This is a genomic window from Dickeya sp. MK7, from assembly GCF_000406305.1.
GTDB lineage: Bacteria > Pseudomonadota > Gammaproteobacteria > Enterobacterales > Enterobacteriaceae > Dickeya > Dickeya fangzhongdai.
In genome coordinates this window covers 2422356-2438582 of record NZ_CM001984.1, presented here as the reverse complement: position 1 = coordinate 2438582, position 16227 = coordinate 2422356, and the positions used below count along the sequence as shown (strand labels likewise).

Genomic DNA, 16227 nt, shown 5'->3' with positions numbered 1-16227 from the left:
GGTATAACCGCGAGGAGCCCACGGGAACGCGTCGCGGGCGATTCTGCCGGTCAACGGGAATCGCTTATTTCAGGATGCCGGCCAGCTCTTCCGCGCCTTTATCGAGCCCGACTTCTGCCGCACTCAACGAGCCAATGCTGGCAGAGACATTCATAGCGTTCGGGTATTGTTTGGCGACATAGGCATGGAGCAAGCGATTGGAAGTAGAGTCGTAGATCTCGACAGCGTAACTCACCGATCCGCTGAACATGCCTTCTTTCCCACGGATAGATTGCACGATGTTGTAAGGCCCGCCGGCCAAGTCGAATTTGGTGAATGTCCCGACAACCTGCGTGGTGGTTTCCGCGCCGGTAAGCGTCAATTTCAAACGTAAAACATCTGGCGCAGATGCTGTCGCTGCTCTGAAACGCGGGCGCAGCGCCTCTTCGAACTTTGTTTGCATATAGGCAGCAAGTTGTTGCCTGTCAGCGGTGGACAGGTCGCCAAACTGATTGTCGCTGCCTGAATAAACCACGACAGGCTCAATGATAATGCGGTTGTACTTTTTCCAGTCCACCGGCGCGGCGTACCTGAAGGGGATTCGGTCGGATGCATCACCACTGTTAGGGGTCAGCTGGGCTGATGACCCAATACCGGTGTAGCGTAAGGGTTGCTGGCTACCAGAACAACCGGCCAAAAAGATGGCGAGAGTCACGATGGCTGGCTGGGCGGCCCGGGCGAATGCTTTCATTTGACATATCCTGTAATAAAGAACTTGTTGTTGATGACGTAACACTTCCCTGATGAAGGCGGAAACCTTCTCTACACGGTGTTAGCTCCCCGGTTAGCGATAAGATCGTGCCGAGTTTTTAACTGAACTGTACGGTATAGTTTTGCATTGGCATTCTTGAACTGTCAAGGGAATGTTGCGGGCATGCCGCATGGTATTGGTTGTCAGATCGGCAGGTGAGGGTGTCGGTGGGCAGCACGCTGTGCGGTTAGAAACACACGGCGTGGATAGCCGGCTTGCGGACAAAAACACGAATGTCGCGATTGCGATTTAATGAAAAAAGCGAAGGGGACTAAAAAGAGAGTTACCGGTATAACCGGCAACTCTCATTACTCAAGGGCATCTTGTCATCATGGAGATTAGGGCAGTTGGACTTTTCCGGTGATCAAATAGGCGGATGACGTGCTGTCTGACATCGGCGGAAGCGTATCGCTTAATATATTGCCTTTGATATCGGTAAATTCGATCGGAATATCATTTTTGCCAACGAATTCCAGAATAAAGTGATTGTAATCTGTTTTTGGCGCACTAACCCACTGACTGCCTCGCAGATACTTCATTCCAATAATTGGATATTTGACGTTTCTGAATTGTACTGCCGCCCAATAAGGATTAGAACCTTCTTTAACTCTGTACACCACATTGCCGCTTACCGGCGCTTTTACCAGCTCCCACTGGATATTAATTTTCCCATCCTGCAAGTTACCAATTTTCTCGAACGCATTGAATGACAAGTCCAGTGCGCAATCGCCACCTTCAGGATATAAATCAGTAACATATACAATAGTACTTCCCTTTGGTCCGGTGACTTTGAGATAAGCGCCGGCGAGTGCGGCTTTAACACCTTTATAGTCCAGTTGCGTCCGGTTTAACGCGGTTATCTCCATATTGGCAGGGATCGGATCCAACAATAAAGCGCCGCCGGAATAACCCGAACCCGTGGCGGTCGCATAGCCATAGCAGATATCGCCAAGTTCCCAGGCAGCCTGAGAACTGTGGGACAGAGGTAATAACACTGAAGATATTAATAAAGCCGTTTTGAATTTCATCATATTCACGTCCATATATTATTTGATGTAAGATAGAAGCACGTCCTGCTTCATATTAACATTGTTAAATATTTATATTTCAGTGAATGAGATAAGTCTCAAAATTAATTAATAGAGTAACCATTCATCATGAAAAAATTATTTGTCATGGCGTTGATTAAATATAGCGTCAGGAGGAATAAGTAGGGAAATCACATGATGTAATGCAATGATACTCATCATCTTCAATCAAGAACTGATTGGAAATTAGTGACAGCGGTCGGGAGTGTTCATGCCAGCCTGGCCGGTGAGCCTTAGCATCAGGGCATCATCACCAGTAATGCCCGTACTCATCGTTGCGCATGCACCCGGCACTGCTCTGAACCCGTGTTTTCTCATGAGTCTTCCCCTGTTGTGATGAGTGGTACATAATTGATTGCTTTTCAAACACCAGACACTGCCTTCATATCATCTGTTTTAAACCTGAGAGGGAATTCTTGATGGGTGTCCCACAAACAAAGTCTGAGCTGCTCTCCGCTATTGATAAAAATTTCAATAAATTAATCGGTTACCTTAACGCGATTCCGCCTGAACTCACTTCGGATAAATCGATGGATGGCCATGCAAAAGGCACGGAGATGAGCGTGTGTGATCTTGTTGCGTATTTGCTGGGATGGAACACGCTGGTGGTAAAGTGGATTACCGATGATGCAAGAGGTCAGCCTGTCGACTTCCCGGAAACCGGTTATAAGTGGAATCAACTTGGGCTACTGGCACAGAAATTTTACATGGATTACAAAGAATTAAATTACCCGTCATTAATAAACGATCTCCAGTCGGCAAAAGATGAAATAGTGAAGCTTATTGATGAGCGCACTAATGAAGAACTGTATGGAAAGTCATGGTATGGCAAATGGACAATGGGACGCATGATCTCATTTAACACGTCGTCGCCTTATGCCAATGCTAATGGCAGATTAAGGCAGTGGGCGAAAAATAATCACATTCGCTTAAAGTAAGACCGTGCTGACATGTCGTCAGCCGGAAGGTGGTGTGGAACGATGACACCACGCTCACAAACCAATTAGGAAAAAATTCCTTTTATAATGCCAGTAAGCGTGTTTTATGCGTGGAATGCTATTTTTACTGTGATATGATTGAGCCATTATCCCATTAGGATCATTTTAATTGCCATTTTTTAATCTGGGTAGCCTCGATATCTTTACGTATTTCGGGGTGTTCGTTACGCCTGGCTATTGATCCGGACGATTCCCCTGTCCGTTAAAAATGCGCTATCCGGGGATACGTTCCGGTCACACCAATCAACAGTTATTGGTTAGGGTAAGTTCTAATTATTATCTATAAAATATAATGCATTATTGATTATTTATCATAAGTATAACAAAGAGAACATAATAAAATGGAATGGCTTTATATAGCGAGGATTGTGTCAACTTTTGCTGTTATTGTTTTGCATATCTCTGCTTATACGGTAACCCAGGCCGAGCTTGGGACTTTTTCCTGGTGGGCGGGTAATTTATATGATTCATCAGTTCGTTGGTGTGTTCCTGTTTTTATTATGATTAGCGGGGCGCTATTGCTTTCTCCTAGAAGGATCGAAAACCTATCTGATTTTTACAAAAAAAGGATAGGTAAGATATTGGTTCCATTATTATTTTGGTCTTTTTTCTTTATTTCATGGAGTTTATTTAAAGCCAAATTAAATGGTGAGGGGGAGGGCGACATACTAAAAAGCGTCATGAATGGAAGGCCTTATTATCATATGTGGTTTTTGTACATGATAATAGGGCTCTATATGTTCACTCCGCTGATTAGGGTGTTAGTGGCTAATATGAGTGAAGAACGGCTGTTGTTTTTCGTTTTCCTGATGTTTGTTTTTTGCTCTCTAAGTGACATGTATAACTTTTTAATCGGGAATAGTGACTTCTTGTTTGTTGGTGAATTCATTTATTATGTTCCATATTACATCTGTGGTCATCTGATCGCAAAAAAACATACCAGCAAACATCTTTCATTTTATATCTTTCTGTTTTTAATTTCATTGTCTTTAACTTGTATTGGTTACTATTTACTATCGTCTTTTTCAGGAAAAGAAATAGGTCTTTATTTTTATAGCTATTTAAGTTTTAACGTTATAGCTATGTCTATTTCTGTTATGTGGATTTTGAAATTTACCCGCCTGCGTAAGTCTCATAGCAATAAATTGAGGTTTTTATCTGATGTTAGTCTGGGTATTTATCTAATTCATCCTGTTTTTATTGAGGTTTTTTATTATCTGGCCGCAAGACGATGGATCGATTATTCCATCGTCTCCATACCGTTGATGTCCATGATTGTTTTCGCATGTTGCGTGGTTTCGGTTTTTTTTATAAAAAAAGTCCCTTACTTAAGACGAATTGTGTGATTTTCGGCGCTTCACCGCGAACCGGATCGCAGCAGTGTCAGGGATGCAATCAGGCGGCGGCGAGGAGCCGATAAGGCAAAGTGTTACCTGCAAAGGACAACCACGTGCCGAAATGCATCATTTTGTGCCCCTAAGGTACATGCAACTGTAGAAGTGACAGTGGATAGTAATCTCCTCAGGACTGATGGGTGGCACCTGAGCGCTGAATCCGTGTGGCCACACAGAAATACTGGAACGGGATGACTCATCACAATCCGGAAAGAGATATTCTGTTGGAAGGGAGGATGACAGTAGTCAAAGTAGTGAACTAATGGTTCTTAAGCATCTATCCGATCGGGCTGGGTTAATGTCAACTGTGTGAGCCTTGACTTCGGCTACAACGCAACGGCGTGGAAAGGGTAAGTGTATGATTGATTGTGACTTGAATGAGCTAGTTTCCCGCCAAATTCAATTTAACATAATATACATTATGCGAACTATGGTGAGATCCGGCGGGTTCTGGCGTTCCGGCTGGTCAAATCCATTCAATATAATGTTTTTTCCAGTCTGAGGATCTCCGTCGATTCACTGACTGGCCTGAACCCATGACGCTGATAAAGGACTTTGGCCGGATTATCCCGAAAGACACAAATGCGAAGGCTTTTTAGCCCCTGTTGCTGTGCTTGCCCTTCGATTTGTTCTAATACCCATGTCCCAATGCCTTTCTTTTGCCATTGTGGGTAAAGCTGCAAATCGTTTATCAGGCAAAATGAATCCTGGCTATTAATCTGCTGGCTGACAAACCCGGCGCTCTGTTGGTGAGAACAGATAACCAATACATCGAGTGAATGCAGTAAGGTACTGTAACGTTCTCCATTCCAGATCAGGCCATAACGCCGATAGTAATCCATCATATTTGCTCTGCTTAACTCTTCTATCCATCGGTAATCGGCTTTACTGGCTGTGGACAGCCGCAGATCTTGCATCCTGGTCGTCATGAACATTCTCTTTCGATTGAGATCATCAATAGCTTTTACCTTATGCTCAGCCCTGATTTTTCGCCAGCAGTTTGCTTCAGCGGTCATTTTGGCGCTGAATTTGCGAAAACGGTGATCTGTGCATAGGCTTAATAGAGCACTCAAATCATTTTCATCAAAATAATCAGTCTAATAGCGTTTCCCGCCCGATCCGCATGTCAGTTTGTCTTGTGCCGTACTCTGGATAAATCAATACCTGTCGAGCGCCTATAGGAGACGAAATGCCTGAATTGACTAAAAACTGGGTTATTTTTACCGATCTTGATGGGTCGCTACTGGACCATGACACCTATCGTTGGGATGAGGCTCTCCCGTGGCTGAGGCAACTGCGGTCCCACCGTGTGCCGGTGGTTATCACGACCAGTAAAACCGCGGCAGAAATTATGTCGATTCAGCAGGAACTGGAATTGCACGACATGCCGGCCATCGCGGAAAACGGCGCGCATATCCTGCTGCCGGCATCCTGGCAAACACGGTTGCAGACATCACGACCGCCCACTTCACGTACTTATCCCGATATTTGCCGACAGTTACAGGCTTTACGCGCGCAGTATGGTTTTCTGTTCCGAGGTTTTAGCGACATGGACGATGCCACTGTGGCGGCTGTCACCGGCCTAACGCTGTCGCAAGCTGCTCTGGCTCGCCAACGCACCGCCTCAGAACCCGTGCTGTGGCAAGGGGATGAGGTATCACTGGAAATGTTTAGGGCGTGTCTGGCTCAAAAACACTTGTCGCTGACCGAAGGCGGCCGTTTTTTTCACGTGATGCATGAAGGCATCGGTAAAGGCGTAGCAGTGAACTGGCTGAGGCAACATATTGAATCGACAGCCCATTCGTCGTTGGTCACCCTCGGTTTAGGTGACGGACCGAATGATATTTCGCTGCTGGAGGCAACCGATTATGCCGTCATCATTAAAGGGCGCGTTAGCGAAAAGGTGACGTTGTCACCCAATTTTTGTGGTCAATCCTATCGCACACAGGCAGTCGGACCTGCTGGCTGGAGTGAAGGATTAACCTATTTTATCAGCCGTTATGGGGCTGAACTGCTTGATTGATTAGGGAGGAACACAACATGAGTGAGTTTTATCAGGATGGTATTATCACCAATTTTCATAACCTTACCCGACGCAGCGTAGAGGAACTGGAATACGAGCTGCAGGTGTTTTCTGGTCAAAGCAGCATGGGGCTGATCCTCCCTTCCCTGTTTTCAGAACTGGAAGGTCCGGCGCTGGACAAGATTGTCGATATGCTGGCTCAGGTACCCTATCTGTCTGAAATTGTTATCGGGCTTGATCGGGCGGACCGCGATCAGTTTCTGTTTGCCCGGCAATTCTTTTCCCGACTCCCACAGCGGCACCGCATTTTGTGGAATGACGGCCCCCGTCTGACCCGGCTCAGCCAGGAGCTGGCCGATAAGGAACTGGCGCCGATGGAACAGGGAAAAGGCCGTAATGTCTGGTTTTGCGTCGGTTATACCCTGGCGTCGCGTCGTACTGCGTGCATCGCGCTGCATGATTGTGACATTGTCACCTATGATCGCGCCATGCTGGCCCGCCTGCTCTATCCGATCGCCAATCCCTATTTTCACTACGACTTTTGTAAAGGCTACTACGCTCGGGTAGCCGAAGGAAAATTAAACGGGCGCGTCGGGCGGCTACTGGTATTCCCGCTATTAAAATCACTGCAAAGCGTTTACGGTAATTCTGATTACCTCGAATATATGCGCAGTTTCCGCTACCCGTTATCCGGTGAGTTCGCCATGCGCAGCCATGTACTGCGTAATCTACGCATCCCAAGCGACTGGGGGCTGGAGATCGGCATGTTGTCGGAAATCCATCGGGGAACGGCGACCAGCCGTATCTGCCAGGTGGATATTGCCGACAACTATGACCACAAACATCAGCCGATATCGGAAAACGACCCCAGCTCCGGGTTGCAGCGTATGGCAATGGACATCACTAAAGCGCTGTACCGCAAACTGGCGATTCAGGGCGTCAACATCACGACCGATTCATTCCGGGTGCTGCGCGCCACTTACTACCGCACCGCGCTGGATATGATCGATTCGTTTGAACACGATGCGCGCATGAACGGCCTGCATTTTGACCGGCATACCGAGGAGTCGGCAGTGGAGCTGTTTGCCGATGTCATTACCCTATCCGGCCAGGCATACAGCGAAAGTCCGGGGGATAAACCGTTTGTACCCAGCTGGAACCGGGTTCAGTCGGCATTCCCTGATATTCTGGAGCGGCTGTACGACGCCGTTGAAGCAGATAATCAGGAAATGCACGGCGCATGACTCGTCGTATCGCCCCCAACGGGGCGATACCCTTAGCCCTGGCTGACGACGATAAACGCAATATCGGTGGTGAAAGAGCCATCTTGTCGAATGTCGTAATGGCGTGTGACCTCGGCTGACATCTGTTGCTGCAGAGCACGAATGGCGGTGACAAAATGTTCAGGGGTTCGCATGCGCGTCACCCAGCTCTGGAATTCCAGATGCAGGCGTGAAGTTTGCAGCGAACGTACTGTCAGCCCGGCTTCACTCAGCATCGTCAGCCATTCACCCGGCGTGTAATCGCGCACGTGAGAGGTGTCGCGCAGCATTTCTACGGTTTGTAAATACACATCTAGCACCGGGTGTCCTGGTGAAACCACATCCATGAGGATGGCTTCGCCTCCCGGTTTCAGCACCCTTCTTACTTCCCGCAAGGCTTGACCGACATCCTGCCAGTGATGGGCCGAATAACGGCTGATCACCACGTCAAAGCTGCCGTCGGCAAACGGCAATGATTCCGCCACCGCCTGTTGAGTCCTGATATTGGTCAGGCCTTTTTCCTGTGCGGCGCTGGCTACGACATCCAGCATGCGCGGCGATAAATCGCATGCCACCACGTTGCCGACCAGGCTGGCAACGGTAAAACTGACATGACCGGCGCCGCAGCCCAAGTCCAGCACGCTGGAATGGTTTTTACCCTGCAGACGGCGAGCCAATTCGGCCAAATCTTCTCCCTGCGCATGAACGGCACTGTTCAGATAGGCGCTGGCCTGCTCGCCAAATTGTTGTTCGACGGACTGCTGGTGACTTTTACTGCTTTCCATGTGTGTTCCTACCCGTGTTATCAATACCCAAACCAATAATTGCCTCGACAAAGCAATATAGTGTGAAAAAACCGCGTGTGACAAACCTGTTTTAGCTAAGCTGGAATCCTGCCCGAGGTTATGTTTGCAACATACTGCAAGTGTGAATCCTGCCTGCGAGGCTTCCCGAAAAGATCAATACTGACATAGAGATAGCTTCAGGGTTAAGGTATGCTCATTGTTATGATGGTGTCACAGCGGACGATGAAGCTGGCTCTTTGCGACAACGCAGCACAGAGTCATCAGGTTAGTTCGGGATCACTGCAGTCAGGAATGAAAGAGGAAAAATGCATGATTATTTTTGTTACCGGTGCAACGGCGGGATTTGGTGAAGCGATTACCCGGCGGTTTATCAAGGAAGGTCATCAGGTTATCGCCACGGGCCGCCGTCAGGATCGTCTTGATGCGCTGAAAGCCGAGTTTGGCGCGGCGCTTCTCACGCTGCGTCTCGATGTTCGCGATCGACAGGCTATCGAGCAGGCTATCGCCTCTCTGCCTGCTGAATGGCGCAATATTGATGTGCTGGTCAACAATGCCGGTTTGGCATTAGGGCTGGAGCCGGCTCACAAAGCCAACGTCAGCGACTGGGAAACCATGATCGATACCAACAATAAGGGGCTGGTGTTCATGACCCATGCGTTGTTGCCGGAAATGGTGAAACGCAATGCCGGCCATGTCATTAATATCGGCTCTACTGCAGGCAACTGGCCTTATCTGGGCGGGAACGTCTACGGTGCCAGCAAGGCGTTCGTACGCCAGTTCAGCCTGGGGTTGCGCGCCGACCTGTCCGGCACCCGGGTGCGGGTAACCAATATTGAGCCGGGTCTGGTGGGCGGAACCGAGTTCTCTGCCGTGCGTTTCAAAGGGGATGAGGCCAAGGTCAGCCAGACTTATGATAAATCCAACCCGCTGACGCCGGAAGATGTGACGGAAGCGGTATTCTGGGTAGCGACACTGCCGGCGCACGTCAACATCAACACGCTGGAAATGATGCCGGTGAGCCAAACCTACGGCGGTCTTAAGGTTAATCGCGACGAGTAAATCCCCCGTTCTGGCTTTTCGGCGCGGTAGCGGTTACCGCTTGCCACGCGTACGCCAACAGCGCGGGGCGATTCAGGGATCTATCTTTGCTGTTGAGCACGTGTCAATGTTCAGGATTATGGCCTCGCTGCTACCCTGAGGGCGTTAAGGCGTTTTCCTGAATATTTCGGGTTGGTTATAGTTTGGCTATGGCGGCGGATGCTATAGTCGCCGTAATGATTCTTGGTTATGACAACGATCGTATTTACAGAAATTCCTGTCTGGGTGAAACATGCAGAAAAAAACACGTAATCTACTCCTTCTTCTTACTTCATCGCTGTTTAGTCTGAGTCTCTTGCAGTCTGCACAGGCAGCGCAACATATCATTATTGATAACGGCAACAGTGCGTTATCCAAAGAAGCGGCGCGTCAGAGCAGCGAGGATTGGAACGAAACACGCACCTTGCGTAATAAAGTCAACAAGCATCTCGAAAAACGGGTCGACAAGGCGGACAGAGATTTCGACAAGGCCGATATGGCCGAAGCGCTTGAAGAGAAATGCAAAGCCAGTTCCAACTTCAATGCTTACTGGGAGCCCAATTCATTACGTTGCCTTGATCGTCGCTCTGGCCGCCCGGTAACACCCTGATTTTTCACCTATACTGCCAGCGGATTTATCGGCTCATCGCTGGGCTTAGCAATCCATTGACTCGACAGGAGGATGTGATGAAGAAAGCAATGCTGGCCGGTACGTTGTTACTGCTGCTTACACCGCTAATGGCACAAGCGTCCTGCGAACGCGTTCGTGACGATATCGCCCGCAAGATTATCGCGAACGGTGTCCCTGAATCGGGTTTCGAACTGGATATTGTGCCTAATGATCAGGTCAGTCAGCACGGCGGACAGGTTGTTGGCCATTGCGAACAGGATACGCAAAAAATCGTCTATATTCGCCTGTCGGATGACACCGATGTTCTGACCCAACCTACGGCACCGACCGGCAAATCTCGCTGACCGGTTTCGGAAAACACGTCGTTACTGGCAGCACTGGCAGAAATAGTCAACCGATACAACACGTTGATGCTTAATGCTTAAACAGGCTAACCGATCTCCGGGGGACAACGTTCCCCCTTTTTTTGCCCTTCATTTAGACAAGTGAAAAGCGGGCGGATACGGATAATCAGGCACAGCTATAAAGAATGCCCTGCTCTTTGGGATAACGAACAGGGAATGTGTCTGCCAGATTAGTAAAACGACTGGTTAAATTAGAACGACTGGTTAATAGCAGAAAGGTCAATATAAGCGGACAGGTCCCGCTGTTCGGCACGAGGCAGATACGGTAATTCGCCTAGTTGAGGCGCGGGGATTTTTTCGCGCAGAGCGTGAATGATTTCGGCATAGTTGGCCAGACCTGGGTTGATGCGGTTCGCCACCCAGCCCACCAGCGGTAGCCCATCATTAATAACGGCTTGCGCCGTCAGCAGCGCATGGTTGATACAACCGAGCTTGATCCCAACCACCAGCACGACCGGCAGTTGCTCCTGAACCACCCACTCCGAATAGGTTCGCATGTCGTTCATCAATGTACGCCAGCCGCCGCTGCCTTCGACGACAACCATATCCGACAACTCGCTGAGCTGGTTCAAGCCCTCGGTCATCGCACAGTAATTGATCTCCAGCTCACTGGCGCTGATTTCATCTTCCTGCAACGACACCGGATTAACCTGCTGGTAAGTCAATGGGATCGACGACGCTTCCTGCAACACCAGCGCATCTTTGTTACGCAATCCCTCTTCCGTTTCCGTACAGCTCTTGGCGACAGGTTTATAACCCACTACGGTTTTGCCCGTTTTCGTCAGCGCCTGTAATAACGCCTTCGATACCACCGTTTTCCCCACGGCAGTATCCGTTCCTGTAACAAACATACGCTTTAACATGAAAACACCACTCCGGCAGGCCCCACCTGAAAAATAAACCTCAAAAAAACTTACTGATGAAGTCCAAAGTCTAGGGGATGGGCCGCCGGAGCGGCTTGCGTTAGCGCAATGTTTTGTCGGTCAACGGGAAACCGCGCCTTGATTGCGTCGTTGATTAGCCCTGCATCAGTTTAATCAGCAAAGAGCCGTTATAGAGCGCATCTTTGATTAGCGCCGCGCCGGGTACGGTCCCCTGATTGTAGAAATGGGTGGACGTCACCTGTAGGTGGTGACTATAGGCCGGCAGCGCCTGACGGCGAATGCAGTCGATGATGGCGGGATACAGGATATCGGCGGCCTGATTCAGCGGCGAACCGATCAGAATTTTTTCCGGATTGAACAGATTAACCATGATGGCGGTAATACGCCCCACGTTATTGCCGACATCAACAATGATATCTTTCGCCAGTTGATCGCCCTTCAGCGCGGCGTCGCATAAAGACTCTACCGTTAACGGCGAGCCGTGCAGCAGCGAACTCATTGACCCTTTCAGACGCTGTTGGGCCAGTTCCAGCATGCTTTCTATGCTGGCGACGGTTTCCAGACAACCGTGATTGCCGCAATAGCAACGTTTACCGTAAGGATCGACCTGGGTATGGCCGATTTCCACCAGCGTCCGGCTACCGGCATGCAGGATGCGGCCACCGGTAATGACGCCGGCGCCCACGTTATGGTCGATGACAATCTGAATGACGTTTTGGCAACCGCGTGACGCGCCAAACAGCGCCTCCGCCATAGTCCAGGCGCAGATATCGTGCTGTAAATAAACCGGCACGCCGGTGCGCTTTTCCAGCGCCGGGCCGATCGCCATCTCTTCCACATCGTAAAACGGCATACGATGAATGATGCCGGTGGACGAATCCACCATCCCCGGCGACGTGATGGCGATAGCCGTCAGGCGCTCCAGTTTGCGCTGATGGCGAATAAAAAACTGATCGATTTCAATCAGGATGCGATCAAGCAACGATTGCGGATGTTCTGTAGGTAAATCAACCAGTTCCTCCACGACCAAGTGCCCGCTGAGATCGCGCAGAGCCAGCGTCATGATCTGGTTGCTGATCCGTACCGACAGGTAGTGCCAGGCTTCGGTATCCAAAACCAGACCGATAGCCGGGCGCCCACGGTTGCCCATTTCCTGATACTCCGTTTCCCGTACCAGATGGGCTTCCATCAGTTCGCGCACAATCTTGGTAATGCTGGCAGGAGCAAGCTGGGCCTGTTTTGACAACTCGATGCGGGAGATGGGGCCATTTTCATCGATCAGCCGATAAACGCCACCTGCATTAATCTGTTTAATCTGATCGATGTGTCCCGGCTGACCACTGACAATCACTCTGAAACGGCTCCTGCGATTAGGCGTAATTGGTATTTTTTACGCTGTAAAATAAAAAACTGAGGCTATGGTGGAGCTTTTGTAAATAGCCGTCAAATATTTGATTCGATATGTGATTAACCGCACATATTTTTGACGGTGCTGCCCAGCATAAGTGTGATCAGCGTTTGAGCGGCGGTGTTCAGCGGCCGGTGTTGATGAGTGACCAACCACATTTCGCTAATAGCGTCTTTTTCCTGCAAAGACAGGTAATTGACGCCATCTACCCGGATACGACGGAATGACGCCGGCAGCAGGGACACCCCCAGACCGGAAGATACCAGCCCGATAATGGTCATCGCCTCGCCAACTTCCTGGGTAATGTAAGGGGTAATGCCGTATTTCTTGAGCAATGTCAGCACTTCGTCGTACAGCGCGGTTCCCACTTCCCGGGCGAAAAAAACAAACGGTTCGTTGGCCAACTGCTGAATACTGATGTGACCACCGGGGGCGGCGGCCAGCGGATGTTCTTCATGCACCACCGCGACCATCGGCTCGTGTAGCAACAGCTGATGGCGCAGTGTTTCCGGCAGCGGATTATTACGCATCACGCCTAGATCCAGCTTGCCGTCAAGCAGCGGCTCAATCTGCTGTTTGGTGTTGATCTCCAGCATCTGGATATGTACTTCGGGGTAACTCTGGCGAAACTGCAACAAACTGCGCGAAACCTGTTTGACGAAAGGCGCCGACGAGGTGAAACCGATATTGAGCTCCCCGATTTCCCCGCGCTGGATACGGGCGGCGCGCTCCGCCGCCTGATTAACCTGATTGATGATGGCCCAGGCTTCTTTCAGGAACAGCTCGCCCGCCTGGGTCAGGCGCACGTTGCGATTGTTACGTTCCAGCAGTTGGGCGCCGATTTGCTCTTCCAGCGCCTGTATCTGCTGACTGAGCGGTGGCTGGGAGATATGCAGCTTTTCAGCGGCGCGCCCGAAATGAAGTTCTTCCGCTACGGCAATAAAGTAGCGTAAATGTCTGAGTTCGATATTCATATTTATAAAGTATCATTATTAATGATTAATATATTATACAAAACAATCGAGCCAATTCTATGATGCGCTCACTGATGTTTCTGCCGTATTTTTTCCGGATAAGGATTGATTTTGAGTACCCCGCTGTCTGCACAAGGAATGTCCGTTTCTGTCACCGACGACATTCAACCTCAACGCAACACTCACGCGCCCGTTTATAAAAATCCGTTTATCACCCGAGGTACGCCGACGTTCATTCGCGTCACGTTGGCGCTGTTTTCCGCCGGCCTGGCGACGTTCGCTTTACTGTACTGCGTGCAACCGATACTGCCGGTGCTGTCGCAGGCGTTTGGCGTGTCGCCGGCAACCAGCAGCCTGTCGCTCTCTGTCTCCACCATTACCATGGCGGTCGGGTTATTGTTTACCGGCCCGCTGTCGGACACCATCGGTCGTAAAAATGTGATGGTGGTGTCCCTGTTGCTGGCCTCGGTCTGTACCCTGATTGGTTCGATGATGACGAACTGGACGGGACTACTGGCCATGCGGGCGCTGGTTGGCTTATCGCTCAGCGGTGTGGCGGCGGTGGCGATGACGTACCTGAGCGAAGAAATTCACCCCAGCGTGGTGGCGTTCTCAATGGGGTTATACATCAGCGGCAACTCTATTGGCGGCATGAGCGGGCGCCTGCTGACCGGGGTTATTACCGATTTTTTCAACTGGCGTGTCTCTATCGCCTGCATCGGCGTGGTCGCCCTGCTGGCCTCGCTGACGTTCTGGCGGATCTTGCCTGATTCCCGCCATTTTCGCGCGGGTTCGCTGCGGCCCAAAACACTGTGGATCAATGTCCGCCTGCACTGGCGTGACGCGGGTTTGCCGTTGTTGTTCGCCGAGGGTTTCCTGCTGATGGGGACCTTTGTCACCCTGTTCAACTACATTGGCTATCGGTTGCTGGGCGCCCCCTATAACCTGAGTCAGACTGTCGTAGGATTGTTGTCGGTGGTCTACCTGACCGGTAGCTACGCTTCCCCGCGCGCCGGGGCGATGATCGCCCGTTTTGGCCGGGGACCGGTGCTGGTCGGCAGTGTGGCCCTGATGCTGTCCGGCCTGCTGCTGACCCTGTTTAGCTCGCTGCTGATAATGTTCGCCGGGATGATGCTGTTCGCGGCGGGGTTCTTTGCCGCCCACTCGGTCGCCAGCAGTTGGATTGGCGTGCGGGCGCTGCGCGCCAGAGGCCAGGCATCATCCCAGTATCTGTTCTGCTATTATCTGGGGTCGAGCCTGGCTGGTACCTCCGGCGGTTTCTTCTGGTACCACTACGGCTGGACCGGTCTGGTACTGTTTCTGTCATGCCTGCTGGTACTGGCGCTGTGGATCGGGTTGAAACTGAAGTCCCTGAAAAACACGGTGTAATTCACCAGTAATGGTATCATTTGCGACTCACCGAGCCAGAACGCGCCGGCCGGTGAGTCTCCCCACCGTCTCTCTCCGCTTTTTTCGCTGCTAAAACGATAGTAATGCTGGTTGCTAAACTGAGCGTTTAGATTAGAATGCATAAGTATGTTGTAACTAAATGGATGTTGTATGGCCGCTTACGACCTGATCGAGCGTATGAATCATTGCTTCACTACCCTTGAAGCGCAATTGTCCGAAATGCATCAGTTGTTTCGGACCTTTCGCTTTGCCGGCGGGCACATTTTTACCCTTCCGCCGGTAGAGAAAGGCACCGAGCACGACCCGGTCACGCAGATTCACGTCACACCAGTAACAGGCGATGACGCATGCGACGCCGGCTTACAGCATTTTCGCCATCTATTTATTCACCACCACGCGGAAACCGTCAGCAGCAAAGCGGCGATTCGCCTGCCCGGCGTACTGTGTTTTCGGGTTGATCAGCAGGAATACCTGCAGGCGTATCAGTTAATTACCGATATCAACGCGCGGAAAAAAGAACTCGAACAGATCATTACGGTGGAATCCGGGCTGGAACCGGAGCAACGTTTCGATTTTGTTCATACCCACTTAAAAGGACTGATCACGCTCAGCGCCTACCGCACTATTACCCTGCTGGTCGACCCGACGTCGGTGCGATTTGGCTGGGCCAATAAGAACATCATCAAAAATATCACCCGCGATGAGTTGCTGGAAAAACTGGAGAAAAGCCTGCGCGCCGGGCGCAGCCAGGCACCGTACAGCAAGGAACAGTGGGCGTCCCTGCTGGAGCAGGAAATCCGTGATGTAAAACGCCTGCCGGAGCAGGCGTCGCTGAAAATAAAACGACCGGTGAAAGTGCAGCCTATCGCCAGAGTCTGGTATCAGGAACAGCAGAAGCAGGTGCAGTATCCCTGCCCTTCGCCGTTGCTGGTGTTATGCCGCCAGGACGCGGTACCCGTGATGGGCGAACTGAACGACTACGACGCAGACAACATTCAGCACCGGCACCGTCCCAAAGCCAAGCCATTACGGCTATTGATCCCCCGGCTGCATCTGTACACCGATGACGGCATGTGAG

At 50.6% G+C, this 16227-nt stretch carries 16 protein-coding genes; 9 read left to right on the top strand and 7 right to left on the bottom strand.

Going from position 1 to position 16227, the window contains the following annotated elements; translation table 11 throughout:
• Window positions 1-64: 64 nt before the first annotated feature.
• Together DXXMK7_RS10625 and DXXMK7_RS10620 are read right to left on the bottom strand one after the other, a co-directional pair.
• Complete coding sequence (locus tag DXXMK7_RS10625) at window positions 65-730, bottom strand: DUF3313 domain-containing protein (RefSeq protein ID WP_038919064.1); 666 nt, start codon at window positions 728-730, stop codon at window positions 65-67.
• A 398-nt stretch (window positions 731-1128) separates the two neighbouring features.
• Window positions 1129-1821, bottom strand: coding sequence for an expansin EXLX1 family cellulose-binding protein (locus DXXMK7_RS10620; RefSeq protein WP_038668498.1), 693 nt, complete (start codon window positions 1819-1821; stop codon window positions 1129-1131).
• A 476-nt stretch (window positions 1822-2297) separates the two neighbouring features.
• Here DXXMK7_RS10620 and DXXMK7_RS10615 point away from each other — a divergent pair, with 476 nt between their 5' ends.
• Both DXXMK7_RS10615 and DXXMK7_RS10610 read left to right on the top strand, forming a co-directional pair.
• Entirely contained in the window at window positions 2298-2816 is a 519-nt protein-coding gene (locus DXXMK7_RS10615) for a ClbS/DfsB family four-helix bundle protein (RefSeq protein ID WP_038919063.1), read from the top strand.
• Window positions 2817-3217: 401 nt separating this feature from the next.
• Entirely contained in the window at window positions 3218-4222 is a 1005-nt protein-coding gene (locus DXXMK7_RS10610) for an acyltransferase (protein WP_038919062.1), read from the top strand.
• A 524-nt stretch (window positions 4223-4746) separates the two neighbouring features.
• Here DXXMK7_RS10610 and DXXMK7_RS10605 read toward each other — a convergent pair.
• The gene (locus DXXMK7_RS10605) at window positions 4747-5343 is read right to left on the bottom strand and encodes an N-acetyltransferase (protein WP_082202650.1); all 597 of its coding nucleotides are present in this window, start codon (window positions 5341-5343) and stop codon (window positions 4747-4749) included.
• Between the two features lie 116 nt (window positions 5344-5459).
• Between DXXMK7_RS10605 and DXXMK7_RS10600 the strand changes: the two genes are divergently transcribed.
• Both DXXMK7_RS10600 and DXXMK7_RS10595 read left to right on the top strand, forming a co-directional pair.
• Entirely contained in the window at window positions 5460-6293 is an 834-nt protein-coding gene (locus DXXMK7_RS10600; RefSeq protein ID WP_038919059.1) for a mannosyl-3-phosphoglycerate phosphatase-related protein, read from the top strand.
• A 17-nt stretch (window positions 6294-6310) separates the two neighbouring features.
• A complete protein-coding gene (locus DXXMK7_RS10595) occupies window positions 6311-7537 on the top strand; it encodes a glycosyl transferase (protein ID WP_038919058.1) in 1227 nt (408 codons plus the stop codon).
• 32 nt (window positions 7538-7569) lie between these two features.
• Here the strand turns inward: DXXMK7_RS10595 and DXXMK7_RS10590 are convergent, their stop codons facing one another.
• On the bottom strand, window positions 7570-8340 hold the full coding sequence (locus DXXMK7_RS10590; protein ID WP_038919057.1) for a class I SAM-dependent methyltransferase: 771 nt from the start codon (window positions 8338-8340) through the stop codon (window positions 7570-7572).
• 330 nt (window positions 8341-8670) lie between these two features.
• Between DXXMK7_RS10590 and ydfG the strand changes: the two genes are divergently transcribed.
• From ydfG to DXXMK7_RS10575, 3 genes are all read left to right on the top strand, one after another.
• On the top strand, window positions 8671-9420 hold the full coding sequence (gene ydfG / locus DXXMK7_RS10585; RefSeq protein ID WP_038919056.1) for a bifunctional NADP-dependent 3-hydroxy acid dehydrogenase/3-hydroxypropionate dehydrogenase YdfG: 750 nt from the start codon (window positions 8671-8673) through the stop codon (window positions 9418-9420).
• A gap of 271 nt (window positions 9421-9691) precedes the next feature.
• The gene (locus DXXMK7_RS10580) at window positions 9692-10048 is read left to right on the top strand and encodes a DUF1283 family protein (RefSeq protein WP_038919055.1); all 357 of its coding nucleotides are present in this window, start codon (window positions 9692-9694) and stop codon (window positions 10046-10048) included.
• A 77-nt stretch (window positions 10049-10125) separates the two neighbouring features.
• On the top strand, window positions 10126-10413 hold the full coding sequence (locus DXXMK7_RS10575) for a DUF1161 domain-containing protein (protein WP_038919053.1): 288 nt from the start codon (window positions 10126-10128) through the stop codon (window positions 10411-10413).
• A 251-nt stretch (window positions 10414-10664) separates the two neighbouring features.
• Here DXXMK7_RS10575 and bioD read toward each other — a convergent pair whose 3' ends face one another.
• From bioD to DXXMK7_RS10560, 3 genes are all read right to left on the bottom strand, one after another.
• Window positions 10665-11336: a dethiobiotin synthase gene (gene bioD / locus DXXMK7_RS10570; RefSeq protein ID WP_038658704.1), complete on the bottom strand. Its 672-nt coding sequence runs from the start codon at window positions 11334-11336 to the stop codon at window positions 10665-10667.
• 154 nt (window positions 11337-11490) lie between these two features.
• Complete coding sequence (locus DXXMK7_RS10565; protein WP_038919052.1) at window positions 11491-12708, bottom strand: ROK family transcriptional regulator; 1218 nt, start codon at window positions 12706-12708, stop codon at window positions 11491-11493.
• Window positions 12709-12824: 116 nt separating this feature from the next.
• Window positions 12825-13739 (bottom strand): LysR family transcriptional regulator, encoded by a 915-nt coding sequence (locus tag DXXMK7_RS10560; protein ID WP_038919051.1) that lies wholly within the window; start codon window positions 13737-13739, stop codon window positions 12825-12827.
• 138 nt (window positions 13740-13877) lie between these two features.
• Here DXXMK7_RS10560 and DXXMK7_RS10555 point away from each other — a divergent pair, with 138 nt between their 5' ends.
• Both DXXMK7_RS10555 and tus read left to right on the top strand, forming a co-directional pair.
• Window positions 13878-15128 (top strand): MFS transporter, encoded by a 1251-nt coding sequence (locus tag DXXMK7_RS10555; RefSeq protein ID WP_049842558.1) that lies wholly within the window; start codon window positions 13878-13880, stop codon window positions 15126-15128.
• Between the two features lie 171 nt (window positions 15129-15299).
• On the top strand, window positions 15300-16226 hold the full coding sequence (gene tus, locus DXXMK7_RS10550) for a DNA replication terminus site-binding protein (RefSeq protein WP_038919050.1): 927 nt from the start codon (window positions 15300-15302) through the stop codon (window positions 16224-16226).
• Window position 16227 lies beyond the last annotated feature (1 nt).